This is a genomic window from Jiella sonneratiae, from assembly GCF_017353515.1.
Lineage (GTDB): Bacteria > Pseudomonadota > Alphaproteobacteria > Rhizobiales > Rhizobiaceae > Jiella > Jiella sonneratiae.
The window spans coordinates 40,433-57,386 of the sequence record NZ_JAFMPY010000015.1; the positions used below are offsets into that span (position 1 = coordinate 40,433).

Consider the following 16,954-nt stretch of genomic DNA (forward strand, 5'->3'; position numbering starts at 1 on the left):
TTTCAATCCGGGACAATTCGCCTCGCCAACGGACCGTTGTGGCGGGAGGAAATGCCCTCGCGCCCGGGCGTCTGTCGCCTCTCTTCAGCCGGAGAAGCCGCCAGCGGCGAGGAAGGCCTGCTCCGGCTCCGTCGTCTCCCGGCCAAGCACTTCATTACGATGGGGAAACCGCCCGAAGCGGGCGATGATGTCGCGATGCATTTCGGCGAATTTCACGTTGTCCGCCTCGCCGAGCCGCTCCATCCAGGCGACGCAGTCCTGTTGGTCGGAAAGCTGCTCCGAGTGCATCAGCGGCAGTGCCAGAAACTGGTTGACGTCCTCGGCCACGATTTCGTGATCGCCGCGCGCGAGCGCCATGCGGGCAATTCCGGCGGCCTTGCCGTCGGTGGCAAATGCCAGCGGGCTGCCGCGAAACATGTTGCGCGGAAACTGGTCGAGGAGGATGATCAGCGCCAGCGCGCCGTTGGCCTCCTCGGCCCAGGCGTCGAGTTCGCCGCGCGCGGCCATTTCGTAGAGGTCGCCGAAGCGTCGTCGGATCGTCGCGTCGAAGGCTTCGTCCTTCTCGAACCAGCGTTCGGGGCCCGCCTCGCGCCAGAACTCGACGATCGTCTGTGGGTCGGCGGACGAAGGGTGGGGCATGGCTCGGCTTTCCTGTCGGCGCGCAAGTTCGCGGCACGCAGCGTGCGAGCGGGAGATAGTGACGCCGCAGCGGCGTCAAAGAGGGTGTGAATGAAAAGCGTGGCGACGATCGAGGCCGAGCGGTGGGTGGAACTCGACCTGACGGGTCTGCGCTGCCCGCTGCCGGTGCTTCGAACCCGCAAACATCTGGCCGGGCTGCCCGACGGAATGGGGCTTGCCGTCGTTGCCGACGATCCCCTCGCGACGCTCGACATCACCCATCTGTGCCGCGAGGAAGGGCATCTGCTCGCCGCGACGCGGCTGGAAGGCACTGCAACGCGCTTTGAGATCGTCAAGCGGCGCCGGGCGGTGGAATGACGCCGGAGGCCTCCGCCGTCTCGCGGCGCCGGGCCGCTCAAGCTTCGAAGCGATGGCCCGGCACGGCGAGGGGGTTTGCTTCGATCGCCGCGCGGTCGGCCGCATCCGGGGCAATGCCGCCGGTGAAGGCGCCGAAGAGGTCGCGGGCGTAGCGCTCGTCGAGGCCGCTGCCGATGAGGACGATAAGCGTCTTCGCGGCCGCGCCCCGGGGCCAGGCCGGAAGCTGGGCGGGCGGATGCATGAAGCCCTGGACGCCGTGGATGACGAGGGGGCGTGCCGGGTTCTCGGCGAGGAGGACGACCCCCTTCATTCTCAGGATCTTCCCGCCCGCGGTCTCGGTGAGGATCTCGAGAAAGCTCGCGATGGCGTCGAAGGGGACGGGCCGGTCGGTCTCCAGCGAGATCGAGCGGATGGCGTCGTGGCGGAAATGGTCGTGGTCATGTCCATGATGACGATGGCCGGCATGGTCGCTGCAGTCGTCGCCCGCCCCGTCCGCCTCCGAGGGGCACGCCTGCTGGTCCCGCGGGGCGTTTCGTGGGGCGCCACCCGGCAAGGGTCCCGATCGCAGCGGCTCGCCCAGCCAGTTCGACAGGCCTTCGCCGCGCGACAGGCTATCGGCGAGGCCGCATCCGACGAGAACGCCCTCGGCGCCGGTGACGGTGGCCGCGTCGACGATCGGGGCGCGCGGATTGATGCGGCGGACGGCCGCGTGCAGCGAAGCGACGGCGTCGGCCGAGACGAGGTCGGCCTTGGTGAGGACGATCCGGTCGGCGACCGCGATCTGGCGGCGGCTCTCCTCGTGAGCGGCAAGGGTGGCGAGGCCGTGGGCCGCGTCGACGACGGTGACGACGCCGTCCAGCGCATAGGCGTGCGACAGGAAGGGATGCGCCATGATCGCCGAAAGGATCGGGCCGGGATCGGCGAGCCCCGTCGTCTCGACCAGGACGCGGGCCGGCGGGCGTCGGCCTTCCGTCGCTCCGGCCCCGGCCGCGAGGTCGGCGAGGGTGTCGACGAGTTCGCCGCGCACCGTGCAGCAGAGGCAGCCGTTCGACAGCGAGATGACACCATCGCTCGACACCGCCTCGATCAGCAGCGGATCGATCGCCGCCTCGCCGAACTCGTTCACCACAACCGCGGCGTCGCCGAGGGCGGGGTCGCCGATCAGGCGGTTCAGCAGCGTCGTCTTGCCGGCGCCGAGAAAACCGGTGAGGAGCGTCAGCCGGATCGGCACGCCCCGGGCGCCGTCGTCACTTGCCATCACGCGCTAGTTCGCTCCGATTTCGGCCGCCTGGCCCCGATGCCCGTAGGCGGCGGGTCTGAGGTCGAAGCCGATCTCGGTGTCGAGCCGCGGCCCGCGCTTGGCGAGCGGGCTGTGGACGCCGAGCTTGAAGCGCAGGGCGCTCTGCCGGCCGCTATAGGCATTGACGGCGGAAGGCTTGTCGGTCGGTCGGTCGGCGGTCGGCAGCGGGGAGGCGGCCTCGCCGGGAGCTGCACCGTCGGGCCCTGTTCCGCCGGACGCCGTTCCGTCGCTCTGGCCGGCCATCGTGTCGGGTGCTGGCGGCGTCGGACGCGGCGTCGGGATCGGAATGCCGTAATTGGCGATGATCGACACGCCCGGATCGACGAGGTCGTTGCCCGCCGCGCCGCCGAGCCCGACCTTCACGGTGACCGGCGCGCGCTTCATTTCCGTCAGGTAGGGCGAGCCGAACATCTCGTCGCGGTTCTCCTCCTCGACCCGTTCGTTCGCCCGCGCCGTGCGTCCCGCCTTGCCGCAGATGAAGTCGGAAATGTCCAGCACCTCGCCGCTGGAGGTCGGGAGCTGATCGAGGGTCACGTCCTTCGTCGCCGGATCGGTCTCGAAGCCGGCTTGGAGCAGCGAGGCCGAGAGGCGCTCGCGCGGGATCGTGCCGTTGGCGCCGAGGACGACGGCGACCAGCGTCCGGCCGTTGCGCGTCGCCGAGGAGACGAGGTTGAAGCCCGAGGCGCAGATATAGCCGGTCTTCATGCCGTCCGCCCCCTCGAACCGGCCGAGCAGCTTGTTGCCGTTGCGCATCAGCGCCTTGCCGTTGGTGATCGCCTCGATGTCGAAATAGCCGGCGAATGCCGGGAATTCGCGCCGGATGCGGACCGCGATGGTCGCGAGATCCTTGGCCGAGGAATACTGGCCTTCGCCGGGCAGGCCGTTGGGGTTGATGTAGTGGGTGTCCTTCATGCCGAGTGCCGCCGCCTCGGCATTCATCATGTCGACGAAGTCGCCTTCCGATTCATGCGCGAGGCTCTGGCCGATCGCCATGGCGATGTCGTTCGCCGACTTGACCAGCATCATCTTCAGCGCGGTGTCGAGGCGGATCACCGACCCCGCCGGATAGCCCATCTTGGCCGGCGCCTGGCTGGCGGCGAGCCGCGTGACGATCACCGGCGAATCGAGCGAGACGCGGCCTTCGCGCAGCGCCTTCAGCGCGAGATAGGCCGTCATCAGCTTGGTCGTGGAAGCGGGATAGCGACGCTCGCTGGCATCGTGCTCGGACAGCACCTTGCCCGTCGCGACGTCGACGACGACGCTGGACATCGACGGCGCCGAGGGGGTCTCGGATGCTGCCGCGGCAGCGTCCGACGGCGACGCGGCATCCGTCGACTGCGCGGCGGCATCGGCATCCGAATCGGCGTCGGCCTCAGGCCCGGATTTTGCCGGATCGACCTTGCCGGTCTCGCCTGCTGCCGGCCCTGTCGCCGATTCGGCCGAGGGATCGCTCGCCTGGGGCTCGGTCTTCGCCGCCTCGGCCGCCTGGGGCTTCGGCGTCGGAACCGCGACCGCGGCCTGTCGCGCTTCGGCGAGACCCGCCGGAGCAGCGGCGGCGATGGCCAGCGAAAGCATTGCGCTGCCGATCAGACGTTGCCAGTCGGACGATCTCACCAACTGCGCCTCCTTCTCATCGTCGTCGATGGCGCCGCCCGGGCGGCCGGCCGGTTGACAGGCCGCGCCGCCCGTGTCGCACTGCGAAAGAACGCCCGGCGGCGCCGGTTCGGGCCGGTGGTCGCCCGCCATGCCGGACGCGCTTGCGCAGGGCGGACCGGAGCGGCAGACGGTGGATGCTTGCCGGCCCGGGCAGCGCCACGCCTCGAACGGAAACAAATCATGCCTGTCAGTAACCGAATCGCCGCTCTAAGGCCAGAGATCGAAGCTTGGCGGCATGCGCTCCACGCCGAGCCCGAACTTCTCTACGACGTCGGCGACACGGCGGCCTTCGTGGCGGCGCGGCTCGAGGAGTTCGGCTGCGACATGGTGGCGACGGGCATCGGCCGGACCGGCGTCGTCGGCCTGATCCACGGCCGCGAGGGCCCCGGCGGCCGGATGATCGGCCTCAGGGCCGATATGGACGCCCTGCCGATCGTCGAGGAGACCGGCAAAGACTACGCCTCGCGCCGCGCCGGCGCGATGCATGCCTGCGGCCACGACGGCCACATGGCGATGCTGCTCGGCGCCGCCAAGGGGCTTTGCGAGACCCGCGGCTTTTCCGGCACCGTGGCGCTGATCTTCCAGCCGGCGGAAGAGGGCGGCGCCGGCGGCAAGGCCATGATCGAGGACGGCCTGTTCGACCGCTTTCCCGTCGAGAAGGTCTACGGCATGCACAATCTGCCCGGCCTGCCGGTCGGACGCTTCGGCATGCGCCACGGGGCGATCATGGCCTCGACCGACGAATTCGCCGTCACGCTCAAGGGGCGGGGCAGCCACGCCGCGCTGCCGCATCGCGCCGCCGACCCGATTCTCGCAGGCGCGGCGCTGGTGCAGGCGATGCAGGCGATCGTCTCCCGAAACACCGATCCGCTCAGATCGCTGGTCGTCTCGGTAACGCAGTTTCACGGCGGCTACGCCCACAACGTCATTCCCGACACGGCGACCGTTTCCGGCACCGTCCGCGCGCTCGATACGGGGATGCGCGATCTCGCCGAAAAGCGGATCCGCGAAATTTCCGCCGGGATCGCCAGCGCACACGACCTCGAGGCGGTCGTCGACTGGGACCGCAACTATCCGGTGACGGTCAACGACGCGGCGGAGAGCGACTTCTGCGCCGAGGTCGCAGGCGAGGTCGCCGGACCTGCCAATGTCGATCCCTCGGCACCGCCGCTGCTTGCCGGCGAGGACTTTTCCTACATGCTCGAGGAAAAGCCCGGCGCCTACGTCTTCATCGGCAACGGCGACACTTCGGGCCTCCACACCGCCGCTTACGACTTTTCCGACGAGGCCCTGGTGTTCGGCGCGAGCTACTGGGTGCGGCTGGTCGAACGGGCGCTCCCGGCTGGCTGATCCGGCCCCGGGCCGACGGGCCGACGGCACGCTGCAAGCGATAAGCCTTTCTGGCGATGTCACCCGGCGCACCCATCGCGCCGGCCGCCCGGGGTAGCGCGCGACACATCGCCCGGCGCGTGCCACCTTCTCGGCGCACCTCTCATCCCGACAGACGCCTGTCCTGCAGGGCGCGGCGATTTCCGCCGCCCGCCGGGCGGGGCTGGCACGCCGCTTGCTGAACCGAAGTCGTCGCGACGGCGGGAGGCGCTGCGACGGCAGGCGAGGGCGAACCGGTGACGATCACCGGAGCCGCGATCTCGACGGGCGTCGGCCGGGTCTTCCCACATCGGCAGAGCGTTCCGCCGCCGCGTCGCGGCCCGCCATCCGGCAGGGCCGCCGAGGGAAATCGTTTCGCACGGGCCGCCCCGGCCCATCGAGTGGAGGAAAATCACCATGAACAAGCTGCTGCCGAGCACGCTCGCGCTCGTCGCCTTCGGCCTCGCCGCGACCGCCGCCAAGGCCGATCCGAAGGGCTGCGACGATGGCGAGATGGTCATCAAGTTCAGTCACGTCGTCGCCGCCACCGGACACCCGAAGGGCGATGCCGCGACGCTGTTCGCCAAGCGCGTCAACGAGGAGATGGACGGCAAGGCCTGCATGCAGGTCTTCGCGAACTCGACCCTTTTCGACGACGACAAGGTGATGGAGGCGCTGCTCCTCGGCGACGTGCAGCTCGCCGCGCCGTCGCTCTCGAAGTTCGAGGCCTACACGCTGAAATACCGGCTGTTCGACCTGCCCTTCCTGTTCGAGAGCCTCGACGCCGTCGACCGCTTCACCCAGTCGGATGCCGGCAAGGGCATGCTGAACATCATGGAGGACGTCGGCTATACCGGCCTCGGCTACTGGTCCTCGGGCCTGAAGCAGTTCTCGGCCGACAAGCCGCTCAACGTTCCCTCGGACGCCGCCGGGCTGAAGTTCCGCATCCAGACCTCCGACGTCGCCGAGGCGATGATCGAGGCGATGGGCGCCTCGGCCCAGAAGCTGGCCTTCAAGGAGGTCTACGGCGCGCTGCAGACCGGCGTCGTCGACGGCCAGGAGAACACCTGGTCGAACATCTACACCCAGAAGTTCTTCGAGGTGCAGGACGGCGTCACCGAGACCAACCACCAGCTGCTCGCCTATCTGCTCGTCACGTCGACGGAGTGGCTGAACGGCCTCGATCCCGAGATGCGCGACCAGTTCGTCAAGATCGCCGACGAGGTCACCCAGGAAGCCAACGCCAACGTCGCGGCGATCGAGCAGAAGAACCGGCAGAACATCATCGATGCCGGCGGCACCATCCGCGAGCTGACGCCGGACCAGCGCAAGAAGTGGGTCGAGACCATGAAGCCGGTCTGGGACCAGTTCAAGGGCGACATCGGTCAGGACCTGATCGACGCGGCGGTCGCCTCGAACAGCACGAACTGACCGAGGCGCTTCGGCCATAGACCTGCCCTTCGCGCATCGGCGCGAAGGGCGCCAGGCGGCGGATGCCCACGGCCCGCCGCCTTCGGCCTCCGATCGGTCGCCACGGCCTCGTGCCGGTCGGTGGCCTTCGCCGTGCTGCCCGCCCTTCCTTCATCGCTCCAAAGGTTCCGCCCGTCATGAGCCTGTGGCCCTATTTCGCGATCCTCGGCCTGATCGTGCTTCTGTTCCTCGTGGAGCGCCGCTGGCCGGACGCGGTCACGCGGTTCGAGGAGAATGTCCTCGCCATCCTGCTCGCGACGATCACCCTCGTCTCCTTTTTTCAGGTGATCGCCCGCTACGGCTTTTCCACCGGCTGGGGCGGGGCGCTGGAATTCAACCGCATCCTCTTCGCCTGGCTGATCCTCTTCGGGATGAGCTACGGGCTGAAGACCGGGCTGCATCTCGGCGTCGACGCCGCCATCCGGACGTTTCCGAAGCCGGCGTTCCGGGCCTGCGCCCTGTTCGGGGCCTTCGCGACGCTGCTCTATGCCGCGATCCTTTTGTCCTCCGACTGGCTCCAGGTCTTCGGGGCGCATGCATCGGGCGGCGCGGTCTTCTACTGGGAGCGGTTCTTCAAGGTCGGCATCGGTCTCGACGACCTTCGCTATCCCGAGTGGTTCCAGGCGGCGTTCGGCGTGCAGGAGCGGGTGCAGCGCTGGATCGCCTATCTGATGCTGCCCGTCGGGCTGGCGCTGCTCGGCTTCAGGGCCATCGAGGCGATGGTCGCCATCGCCACCGGCCGGCGCGAGCTGGTGATCGCCGGGCACGAGGCGGAAGACCTCGTCGCCGAAAACCGCGACGTCCTGAAGGACTGACGCGACCATGGAAGCCTTCGTCCTTCTCCTCCTCGTCCTCGGACTGTTGTTCCTCGGCGTTCCGGTGGCGATCGCCCTCGGCCTTTCGGCCGTGATCATGATCGCCTTCTTCTCCACCGACTCGATGTCGTCGGTGGCGATCCAGCTCTTCACCGCAGCCCAGAACTACACGCTGCTGGCGATCCCCTTCTTCGTCCTCGCCTCGGCCTTCATGTCGACGGGAGGCGTCGCGAAACGGCTGATCGACTTCGCGATCGCGACCGTCGGGCATTTCCGCGGCGGCCTCGCCATGGCCTCGGTGCTCGCCTGCATGCTGTTCGCCGCGCTGTCGGGCTCCTCGCCGGCGACCGTCGTCGCCATCGGCACCATCGCCATCGCCGGCATGCGCAAGGTCGGCTACTCGAAGGAGTTTTCCGCCGGCATCATCGCCAATGCGGGGACGCTCGGCATCCTGATCCCGCCCTCGATCGTCATGGTCGTCTATTCGGCGGCGACCAACGTCTCGGTCGGGCGCATGTTCCTCGCTGGCGTCATTCCCGGCCTCGTCGCCGGGCTGATGCTGATGGGCGCGATCTATCTCGTCGCCCGGCGCAAGAACCTGCCGGCCGAGGAGTGGCGCGGCTTCCTGCCGCTGCTGCGCAGCGGCAAGGCGGCGGGATTCGGCCTGTTCCTCATCGTCATCATCCTCGGCGGCATCTATGGCGGCGTCTTCACCCCGACCGAGGCGGCCGCGGCCGCGGCGGTCTACGCCTTCCTCGTCGCGGTCTTCGTCTATCGCGACATGGGGCCGCTGAAGGGCCGGCCGTGGGTCGCCGAGACCGACACGCCGCGCGCCCGCACCGGCTTCGGCGCCATCGCCTACGGCATTTCCTTCTTCGTCGTCTCGCTGATCCTCGTCTATTTCGTCACCGCCGGCCCCGGCGGCGATTCGACGCTCTCGATCGGCGAACGCAGCGTCCTGTGCGGCGTGCCGGCGATCCTCGTCGCGATCGCCTACGGCCTCTGGCGGGGCGAGGGCGGCCTCGGCGCCCTGCCGGCGACGCTCGCGGCGGGATTGCCGATCTTCGGGCGCAACCTTGCCCTGATCGGCCGGAACTTCCTGCCGGCCTGCTTCGACGGGGAAACGCGGAAGGTGCTGGTCGACGCCGCGAAGACGACGGTGATGCTGATGTTCATCATCGTCAACGCGCTGCTCTTCGCCCATGTCCTGACCTCGGAGCGCATTCCCGACGCGATCACCGCGCTGATGCTCGACTACGGCTTCACCTGGTTCAGCTTCCTGATCGCCGTAAACGTCCTGCTCCTGATCGGCGGCCAGTTCATGGAGCCGTCGGGGCTGTTGCTGATCGTCGCGCCGGTGGTGTTTCCGATCGCCATCGAACTCGGCGTCGATCCGGTGCATCTCGGGATCATCATGGTGGTCAACATGGAGATCGGCATGATCACCCCGCCGATCGGGCTGAACCTCTTCGTCACCTCCGGCATCACCGGCATGAGCCTCGTCAAGGTGGTCAAGGCGGCTATGCCCTTCGTCGGCGTCCTCTTCCTGTTCCTGATCCTGGTGACCTACGTTCCGTGGCTTTCGACGGTCCTGCCCTATGCGCTGATGGGACCGGAGATCGTCACGCGGTAGCGGCCGGCGGCGAACCAGCCGGCGGCCTCGTCCCTCAATTGACGGAAAGGGATGACAAGCTCTCATCGATCATGTTAGCCTCCTAACGTTACGTAATTTTGTGTCCTCGCCAGTGTCGGAGAATTTTCCGAATGTCGAGGAGACTCGTTGTGCCAGCCGAGAGGCGCGCAGATCATCGATGTTTTTTCCGATTGGGGCAAAACGACCTTGAGAAGGATAGAGACATGCTCAAGACGACGATCGCCGGGGTTGCAATCCTGATCGCTTCGACAACCGCCTCGATGGCCTGGACGGGCTGGGCAACCACCGGCGTCAACTTCCGCAGCGGCCCCAGCACCTATCACGATGTCCTCGGGACGATTCCGCAATGCGGAAAGGTGAGTGTGGGGGCAAGTGAAAACGGCTGGTACCGGATCCGCTGGTCGGGTCACTGGGGCTGGGTCTCGAGCAACTACATCTCGTCGGAGCGCTGTGGCTATTCCGGTGGCGGGTACCATTCAGACGGCGGATACAAGTCCCGCGGCCATTCGCGCGGCGGATATTCCGGCGGCGGCGGCTACAATTCCGGTGGCGGTTACTGATCGACCACCGAGGGATCGGGCGCATGGTCGCCCGGTCCCGCTCAGGGGCTGCGGCGTCGGGCTGGCCCTTCCGAAGTGGGCAGCCTTGTGAGGCACCGGAGCGGCCGGCGCTGCCTCGCCGGTCGTTTTCTTCGGCTTCCCGCCGATCGTCGCTCGGCGAGCCGAGACCAAGGCGGCCTCCCGGTTCGCGGCGGCTGCTGTGATGGGCGGTGGGGCGGCGCTCATTCCATGTTGGTGTGATTGCCGCGCATCGTCTCCGGCGAAACGGCCATCAGGTCGCGGAGCTTCAGAACCATCACCTCGAACAGCACGAACAGCGCCCCCTCGTAGAGCGAGCCCATCGGCAGGACCGACGTCGCCGCGGCGCCCCGATCGTTCGCCATGGTCTGGGCCGGTACGGTCAGAACGAAATCGGCGAGCGCGGCGCAGCGCCCGTCCGGCTGGGCGGTGAGGAAGAGGATCTTCGCCCCGGATTCTCTCGCGACGTCCATCAGGGCGAGGGCTGTCGAGATGTAGCCCGGGCCGACGGAGACGACGAAGAGGTCGCCTTTCTGAAGTGCCGGCATGGTCATGTCGCCGACCACTCCGACATCTGCCCCGAGATGGAAGAGCCGCATGGCGAAGCCTTTGATCTGCAGCCCCTCGCGCCCGCCGGCATAGCAGCCGATGCGCCGCGCCGCGGCGATCATCCGGCAGGCCTCGTCGACGGCCGTGTCGTCGATCCGGTCCATCACCGTGCCGAGCTCGGAAAGTGCCGTCCGATAGAGATCGCTCATCCTTCGAAATCCCTCAGTTCGTTCAGGGTGGTCGCCGCTCAGACGATGCCGCCGCCGGACCCCCGCACCGCCGGCCGCTCCGCCGCGACCTTCTTGCGATAGCCGCTCGCCCGATAGGCGGCGATCGGGTCGATCGCGCCGCCGTCGAGGAGCCGCGCTTTTGCGAGGATCGGCGTCACGTCGGTGCGGAAGGCCTGTTTCAGGCATTCCGACGCCATGATCGCGTCGTTGTCGTCCTGATGGCCGCGAAGCGCCGCGCGGTCGACGAGAAGCGCCTGGGCATAGGCGCGGCGGATCTCGCCGGCCGAGCGGATCAGGCTCTCGATCGGGTCGGTGACGTTGTGGGACTGGTCGATCATGTGGGCGGGGGCAAGTCGCTCCAGCGCCTCGCCCGCCTCGACCAGTTCGTTGAAGACGAGGAACAGCCGGAACGGATCGATCGAGCCGGCGTCGAGGTCGTCGTCACCATATTTCGCGTCGTTGAAGTGGAAGCCGCCGAGCTTCTTCGCGAAGATCAGCCGCGAGACGATCTGCTCGATGTTGACGTTCGGGGCATGGTGGCCGAGGTCGACCAGGCAGAAGGCCCTGTCCCCGAGTTCCCGGGCGATCAGGAGGTTGGTGCCCCAGTCCTGCACGACGGTCGAGTAGAAGGCCGGCTCGTACATCTTGTGCTCGGTAAAGAGCCGAAAGTTTTGCGGAAGCCCGGCATAGATCGCCCTGGCGGATTGGAGATAGCGCTCGAAGCTGCGCGAATGGTCGCTCTGGCCGGGAAAGTTCGCGCCGTCGCCGACCCAGACTGTGAGCGCCGTCGACCCGATCGCCCTGCCGAATTCTGCGACGGCGAGATTGTGCTCCACCGCCTGGGCTCGCACCGCCGGGTCGGCGTGGCTGAGCGAGCCGAACTTGTAGGAGAGCGGCTGGCGCGGATCGTCCGGGTGATCCTGGAAGGTGTTGGAGTTCATCGCGTCGAAGCAAAGGCCGAGGCTCGCCGCCTTGTCCTTCAAAGCGGCCGGATCGGCGCGGTCCCACGGGATATGCAGCGAGACGGACGGCGTCGCCCGGCCGAGCTGCTGGATGACGGCGCAGTCGTTAAGCTTTTCCATGATGCCGCGCGGCTCGCCCGGGCCGGGAAAGCGGGCAAAGCGCGTGCCGCCCGTGCCGACGCCCCAGGAGGGGACGGCGACGGCGAAGGCCCTTAGCTTCTCCACGATGGCGTCGACGGCGATGCCGCGCCGGTCGAGGGTCTCGCCGAGGGCGGCGAAATCGGCCTCGAACGCCGCCTGCCGCTTCCCGTTGTCGGCCTCGAGGACGCTCTCGTGGATCGGCAGTTCGCTCATGGCCTTCTCCTCCCAGATTGGCCTGCCGGGCGCACCCGCCCCTTGCGGCCCGCTCAGCGCGTGAAGGACTGGGCGTTGCCGGCATCGACGTTGAGGATGTTTCCGGTCGACTTCGCCGAAGCCTCGCCGGCGAGGAACGCGACCGCCTCCGCCACGTCCGCAGGCAGAACCGAGCGCTTCAGCATCGAGCGCTTGCGATAGTGCTCTTCGAGCTCTTCGGGCGCCATGTTGTAGGCGGCGGCGCGCTGCTCGCGCCATTCGCCCGTCCAGATCTTCGAGCCCTGCAGCACCGCGTCGGGATTGACCACGTTGACCCTGATGCCGGCCTCGGCGCCTTCCAGCGCCAGGCAGCGGGCGAGATGGATCTCGGCGGCCTTGGCGGTGCAGTAGGCGGCGGCGTTCGGCGAGGCGGCAAGGCCGTTCTTCGAGGCGATGAACACCACCGCGCCGCCGAGGTCCTGCCGCCGGAACAGCCGAAAAGCCTCGCGCGAGACGAGGAAGTAGCCCGTGGCGAGGATGCCGATGTTGCGGTTCCACATCGACAGTTCGGTGGTCTCGATGGGCGCCGAGGAGGAGATGCCGGCATTGGAGACGAGGATGTCGGCGCCGCCAAATTCGACGGCGGTTTCCGCCATGCCATGGGCGACTGCCGCCTCGTCGGTGACGTCGAGGGCGACGGCGCGCACCATGTCGGTGGAAAAGCGCTTCGAAAGATCGGCTTTCGCCCGTTCGAGCGCCTCGGCGTCGATGTCGGCGAGGACGACGCAGGCGCCGTCGGACGCCAGCCGTTCGGCCGTCGCCCGGCCGATGCCGCCGCCGCCGCCGGTGATGAAGGCGATGCGGCCGGCGAGTGCCTTCGGCTTCGGCATGCGCTGGAGCTTGGCCTCCTCGAGCAGCCAGTATTCGATGTCGAAGGCTTCCTGCTCCGGCAGGCCGCGATAGCTGCCGACCGCCTCCGCCCCGCGCATGACGTTGATGGCGTTGACGTAGAACTCGCCGGCGATCCGCGCGGTCGCCTTGTCCCTGGCGAAGGTGATCATGCCGACGCCCGGCACCAGATAGACCACCGGGTTCGGATCGCGCATCGCCGGGCTGTCGCCGTGGCGGCAGCTTTCGTAATAGCGGCCGTAGTCGGCGCGATAGGCGGCGATCGCCGCGTCGAGCCCGGCGATCACCGTTTCGACGTCGCCGGTCGCCGGATCGAAGTCGAGCACCAGCGGCCGGATCTTGGTGCGCAGGAAGTGGTCCGGGCACGAGGTGCCGAGCGGGGCAAGCCGCGACAGATCGTTCGAGCCGACGAAGTCGAGCGCGGCGGGGCAATCGTCGAAGTGGCCGATCTTGCGCTCCTCCCGCCCGATCCGCCCGCGGATCTCCGGCATCAGCCGCGCGGCAATGGCGCGGCGCTCGTTTGCCGCGAGCGCGGCGACGCGCCTTCCCCCGAAGGCCGGTGCGCCGGCGGTCCTTTCGGCCAGGAAGGCGATCGCGACGTTGATGATGCGGATCGTCGTCTCGTAGCAATCCCGCGCCGTGTCGCCCCAGGTGAACAGCCCGTGGCTCTCGAGGACGACGCCCTTCGCGTCCGGATGCTCGCGGGCGAAGTCCGACAGAGCGAGGCCGAGTTCGAAGCCCGGCCGCCGCCAGGGCAGCCAGCCGATCTCGTCGCCGTAGATCTCGCGCGTCAGCTCGCGGCTCGTCGCCGTCGCGGCGATGGCGATGACGGCGTCCGGATGCATGTGATCGACATGGGTGTAGGGCAGATAGGCGTGGAGCGGCGTGTCGATCGAGGCGGCGCGCGGATTGAGAGCGAAGGTGCAGTGCGGCAGGTAGCCGACCATCTCGTCTTCGTGTTCGGCGCCGCGATAGAGCCCCTTCAGCGCCTCGAGCCTGTCCTGGTAGAGTGTGGCGAAGCCGTCGCGCTGCATCGTGCCGACGTCGCCGCCCGAGCCCTTGACCCACAGCACCGTGACGTCCCTGCCGGTCAGCGGGTCCTTCGCGGTGACCTTCGCCGAGGTGTTGCCGCCGCCGTAATTGGTGATCCGCTTGTCGGCACCGAGGAGGTTCGAGCGGTAGAGCAGCCGCCCCGGCTCGTCGAGCGTCGCCGCATGTGCCTCGTCCCACAGCGAGGGCAGGAGGTGGGACCCGCTGGTTTGCGGCGCTTCGGACATGGTCGACCTCGCATCGGCTTCTTGACGCCGCCGGACCGGCCTTGCGCGGCGGCGACGACCGGTGCGGCAGAAATCGGAGCCTCGCGGCAGCGCATCGACGCTCGGCGCCCTGCCGCGGCTCGGGCGTCACCATTGGCCAAAACAGCGAAAACGTCAATCATAACGATCGTCATCCGTCATGCTGCGTTGCAATATGATCGAACTTGATCGAAGATGATTGACAATCGCAGAGCCTTCGATCAGCATCCTCGACTGGGAGACACGCCGCTCATGCACGAACGCGAGAGACAGAGGGTCATCCTCTCCGTGGTTCAGGCCCGCTCGGTCGCGACCGTGCAGGAGCTTTCCCGGCTGACCGAGGCGTCGGAAGCGACGACGCGGCGGGACATCGCGGCCCTGGCGCTGCGGAAGAAGCTGAAACGGGTGCGCGGCGGGGCCGAGGCCCTGAAGGCCGAGGCTTTCGGGGAGATCTCCAGCCTGCCCTTCGCGAAGGCGCGCACGATCAACGAGCTCGAAAAGCGCGCCATCGCCCGCGAGGCGGCGAAGCTCTGCGGCGACGGCGACGCGATCATCCTCAACGGCGGCACGACCACCTTCCAGATGGTGCATCACTTCGCCGGCGCGCGGCTGCAGGTGCTGACCAATTCCTTCTCGATCGCCAACCACCTGATCGATCATTCCGAATGCACGGTGATGCTGCCGGCCGGCGCGATCTACCGGGACCAGGCGCTGATCCTTTCGCCCTTCGAGAACGACGGAATCGCGCATTTTCGCGCAAGGCGGATGTTCATGGGGGCGCAGGGGATCTCGACCTACGGCATCGCCGAGACCGATCCCCTGATCATCCAGTCCGAGCAGCGGCTGATGCGCCAGGCCGACGAGCTGGTGCTGCTCGTCGATTCCTCCAAGTTCCAGAAGCCGTCGAGCATGATCATCGCGCCGCTCGAACGGGCCGACGTGCTGATCACCGACGAGGGGATCGCCGACAAGGATGCGGGCATGGTGGAGGCGGCGGGCGTGCGCCTCGTCGTCGTGGAAGTTTCCCAGGAGGGGAGCGAGCGCGATGTCGCCTGATGACACCATCGACCCGGTCGAGCCCGGATTGGAGCGGATCGCCTTCCGCATGCGGCTGCTTGCCGGTCACGCCGACGAGTATCGCCGGCGCCACGACGCGATCTGGCCGGAACTGGTCGAGCTGCTGCACGCGGCGGGCGTTCGCGACTACGCGATCTTCCTCGACCCGGAGACCGACGCGCTCTTTGCCGTCCTCGAACGGCGGAGGGACCACCGGATGGACGAGTTGCCCTCCCATCCGGTGATGCGGCGCTGGTGGGCGATGATGGCGGACATCATGGAGGTGAAGCCGGACGACGAACCCGTCGCGATGCCGCTTAAGCCGATGTTCCGGATGGATTGACGCCGATGCGCCGCCCGATCCGCCACGTCGCCGTGATCGACATCGGCAAGACCAACGCCAAGGTCGTGCTCTTCGACGTCGAGGCGTGGCGTGAGGTCGAAGCGCTGACGACGCCGAACCGCATTGTTTCGGACGGCCCCTATCCGCATTTCGATACCGACGCTCTCTGGGGCTTCATCCTCGGCGCCCTCGCAGAACTTTCGCAAAGCCGCGGCGTCGACGCGATCTCTCTGACGACGCACGGCGCCTCGATCGCGCTGGTTTCAGGCGACGATCTGGCGCTGCCGGTCATGGACTACGAATTTCCGCTCGATCCCGAGACGCTGGCGGCCTATCGCGCGGTGCGCCCGGGTTTCGGCGAAACCCAGTCGCCGGCCCTGCCGGGCGGGCTCAATGTCGGCGCGCAGCTCTTCTATCTGGAACGGCATTTGCCCGACGTCTTCGCCGCGGCGTCGATCCTCACCTACCCGCAGTTCTGGGCGTTGAAGCTCTGCGGCGTGAAGGCCTGCGAGGTGACGCAGCTCGGCGCCCACACCGATCTGTGGTGTCCGGCGGAAAGACGCTATTCGTCGCTCGTCACGGCCCGCGGCTGGGAAGGAAAGTTTGCACCGCTGCGCTCGGCCTTCGACCGGCTCGGCGACGTCAGACCCGCGCTCCGCGCCCGCATGCATGGCGACGGACCGATCCCGGTTTATTGCGGCATCCACGATTCGAACGCCTCGCTTTTACCGCATCTGACGGCCCGGGAAGAGCCGTTCTCCGTCGTTTCCACCGGCACCTGGGCGATCGTCTTTGCGATCGGCGGCACGGTGCGGGAGCTCGACGAGATGCGCGACACCCTCGCCAATGTCGACGCCTTCGCCCGGCCGGTGCCGTCGGCCCGCTTCATGGCCGGCCGCGAGTTTTCGCTGATGGCGGGCGATGCGCCGGGCATCGCGGATCACGCGGCGGCCGAGGCGGTGATCGCCGGAGACGTCATGGCGCTGCCGAGCTTCGTCGCAGGGGCCGGGCCTTTCGGCGATCGCAAGGGCGGATGGACGGCCGATCCGGCCCGCCTCGGCCCGCAGGAGCGCGCGGCGGCGGCAAGCCTGACGACCGCGCTGACGAGCGCGCTCTGCCTCGATCTCGTCGAAGCGAGGGGGCCGATCGTGGTCGAGGGACCGTTCGCGAAGAACGCCGTCTATTGCGACGCGCTGGCCGAACTGACGGGGCGCCCGGTGGAGGCGAGGTCGGGGCTGACGGGGACGGCGGCGGGCGCGGCGCTGCTGGCGCTCGGCCCTGACGCGAAACCGCCGGTTTCGGCAAAGCCATCGGGGCAGTCGCGACCGGCAAGGCCGCTCCGCGGTCTCCGGGCCTATGCGAAGACCTGGCGGGGGGGGGGGGGGGGGGGGGGGGGCCGGCCGCGCGGGGGGGGGGGGGGGGGGGGGGGGGGGGGGGGGG

General features: G+C 68.2%; 15 protein-coding genes. 9 read left to right on the forward strand and 6 right to left on the reverse strand.

Annotated features, from left to right (window positions below; translation table 11 throughout):
- Positions 1 to 84: 84 nt before the first annotated feature.
- Positions 85 to 639 (reverse strand): DUF924 family protein, encoded by a 555-nt coding sequence (locus tag J1C47_RS14685; protein ID WP_207351533.1) that lies wholly within the window; start codon positions 637 to 639, stop codon positions 85 to 87.
- Positions 640 to 729: 90 nt separating this feature from the next.
- On the opposite strand from J1C47_RS14685, the gene J1C47_RS14690 reads away from it, so the two are divergent.
- Entirely contained in the window at positions 730 to 996 is a 267-nt protein-coding gene (locus tag J1C47_RS14690; RefSeq protein ID WP_207351534.1) for a sulfurtransferase TusA family protein, read from the forward strand.
- Positions 997 to 1,033: 37 nt separating this feature from the next.
- Here J1C47_RS14690 and J1C47_RS14695 read toward each other — a convergent pair whose 3' ends face one another.
- Together J1C47_RS14695 and J1C47_RS14700 are read right to left on the reverse strand one after the other, a co-directional pair.
- Positions 1,034 to 2,254, reverse strand: a complete 1,221-nt coding sequence (locus tag J1C47_RS14695) for a CobW family GTP-binding protein (protein ID WP_207351535.1) — start codon at positions 2,252 to 2,254, stop codon at positions 1,034 to 1,036.
- 6 nt (positions 2,255 to 2,260) lie between these two features.
- On the reverse strand, positions 2,261 to 3,910 hold the full coding sequence (locus J1C47_RS14700; protein WP_342591993.1) for a D-alanyl-D-alanine carboxypeptidase family protein: 1,650 nt from the start codon (positions 3,908 to 3,910) through the stop codon (positions 2,261 to 2,263).
- Positions 3,911 to 4,132: 222 nt separating this feature from the next.
- Here J1C47_RS14700 and J1C47_RS14705 point away from each other — a divergent pair, with 222 nt between their 5' ends.
- The 5 genes from J1C47_RS14705 to J1C47_RS14725 all read left to right on the forward strand — a co-directional run bounded on the left by J1C47_RS14705 (position 4,133) and on the right by J1C47_RS14725 (position 9,819).
- Positions 4,133 to 5,302, forward strand: coding sequence for a M20 aminoacylase family protein (locus J1C47_RS14705; protein ID WP_207351536.1), 1,170 nt, complete (start codon positions 4,133 to 4,135; stop codon positions 5,300 to 5,302).
- Positions 5,303 to 5,737: 435 nt separating this feature from the next.
- Positions 5,738 to 6,751 (forward strand): DctP family TRAP transporter solute-binding subunit, encoded by a 1,014-nt coding sequence (locus J1C47_RS14710; RefSeq protein ID WP_207351537.1) that lies wholly within the window; start codon positions 5,738 to 5,740, stop codon positions 6,749 to 6,751.
- Positions 6,752 to 6,927: 176 nt separating this feature from the next.
- On the forward strand, positions 6,928 to 7,605 hold the full coding sequence (locus tag J1C47_RS14715) for a TRAP transporter small permease (RefSeq protein ID WP_207351538.1): 678 nt from the start codon (positions 6,928 to 6,930) through the stop codon (positions 7,603 to 7,605).
- Positions 7,606 to 7,612: 7 nt separating this feature from the next.
- Positions 7,613 to 9,238: a TRAP transporter large permease gene (locus J1C47_RS14720; protein ID WP_207351539.1), complete on the forward strand. Its 1,626-nt coding sequence runs from the start codon at positions 7,613 to 7,615 to the stop codon at positions 9,236 to 9,238.
- Positions 9,239 to 9,462: 224 nt separating this feature from the next.
- Entirely contained in the window at positions 9,463 to 9,819 is a 357-nt protein-coding gene (locus J1C47_RS14725) for an SH3 domain-containing protein (RefSeq protein WP_207351540.1), read from the forward strand.
- 221 nt (positions 9,820 to 10,040) lie between these two features.
- Here the strand turns inward: J1C47_RS14725 and J1C47_RS14730 are convergent, their stop codons facing one another.
- From J1C47_RS14730 to J1C47_RS14740, 3 genes are read right to left on the reverse strand one after another with little or no spacing between them, the layout of a single operon-like run.
- Positions 10,041 to 10,595 carry an SIS domain-containing protein gene (locus J1C47_RS14730; protein ID WP_207351541.1) on the reverse strand — a complete coding sequence of 185 codons (555 nt, stop codon included), beginning with the start codon at positions 10,593 to 10,595 and terminating at the stop codon, positions 10,041 to 10,043.
- A gap of 38 nt (positions 10,596 to 10,633) precedes the next feature.
- On the reverse strand, positions 10,634 to 11,932 hold the full coding sequence (gene rhaI, locus J1C47_RS14735; protein WP_207351542.1) for an L-rhamnose catabolism isomerase: 1,299 nt from the start codon (positions 11,930 to 11,932) through the stop codon (positions 10,634 to 10,636).
- 53 nt (positions 11,933 to 11,985) lie between these two features.
- Positions 11,986 to 14,097: a bifunctional rhamnulose-1-phosphate aldolase/short-chain dehydrogenase gene (locus J1C47_RS14740; protein ID WP_207351543.1), complete on the reverse strand. Its 2,112-nt coding sequence runs from the start codon at positions 14,095 to 14,097 to the stop codon at positions 11,986 to 11,988.
- Positions 14,098 to 14,367: 270 nt separating this feature from the next.
- Between J1C47_RS14740 and J1C47_RS14745 the strand changes: the two genes are divergently transcribed.
- The 3 genes from J1C47_RS14745 to J1C47_RS24030 form a co-directional block, all read left to right on the forward strand.
- The gene (locus J1C47_RS14745; protein ID WP_207351544.1) at positions 14,368 to 15,171 is read left to right on the forward strand and encodes a DeoR/GlpR family DNA-binding transcription regulator; all 804 of its coding nucleotides are present in this window, start codon (positions 14,368 to 14,370) and stop codon (positions 15,169 to 15,171) included.
- Positions 15,172 to 15,199: 28 nt separating this feature from the next.
- Entirely contained in the window at positions 15,200 to 15,514 is a 315-nt protein-coding gene (locus tag J1C47_RS14750) for an L-rhamnose mutarotase (protein ID WP_207351547.1), read from the forward strand.
- 5 nt (positions 15,515 to 15,519) lie between these two features.
- The coding region (locus J1C47_RS24030; protein WP_207351545.1) for an FGGY-family carbohydrate kinase at positions 15,520 to 16,954 on the forward strand (1,435 nt) is incomplete at its 3' end.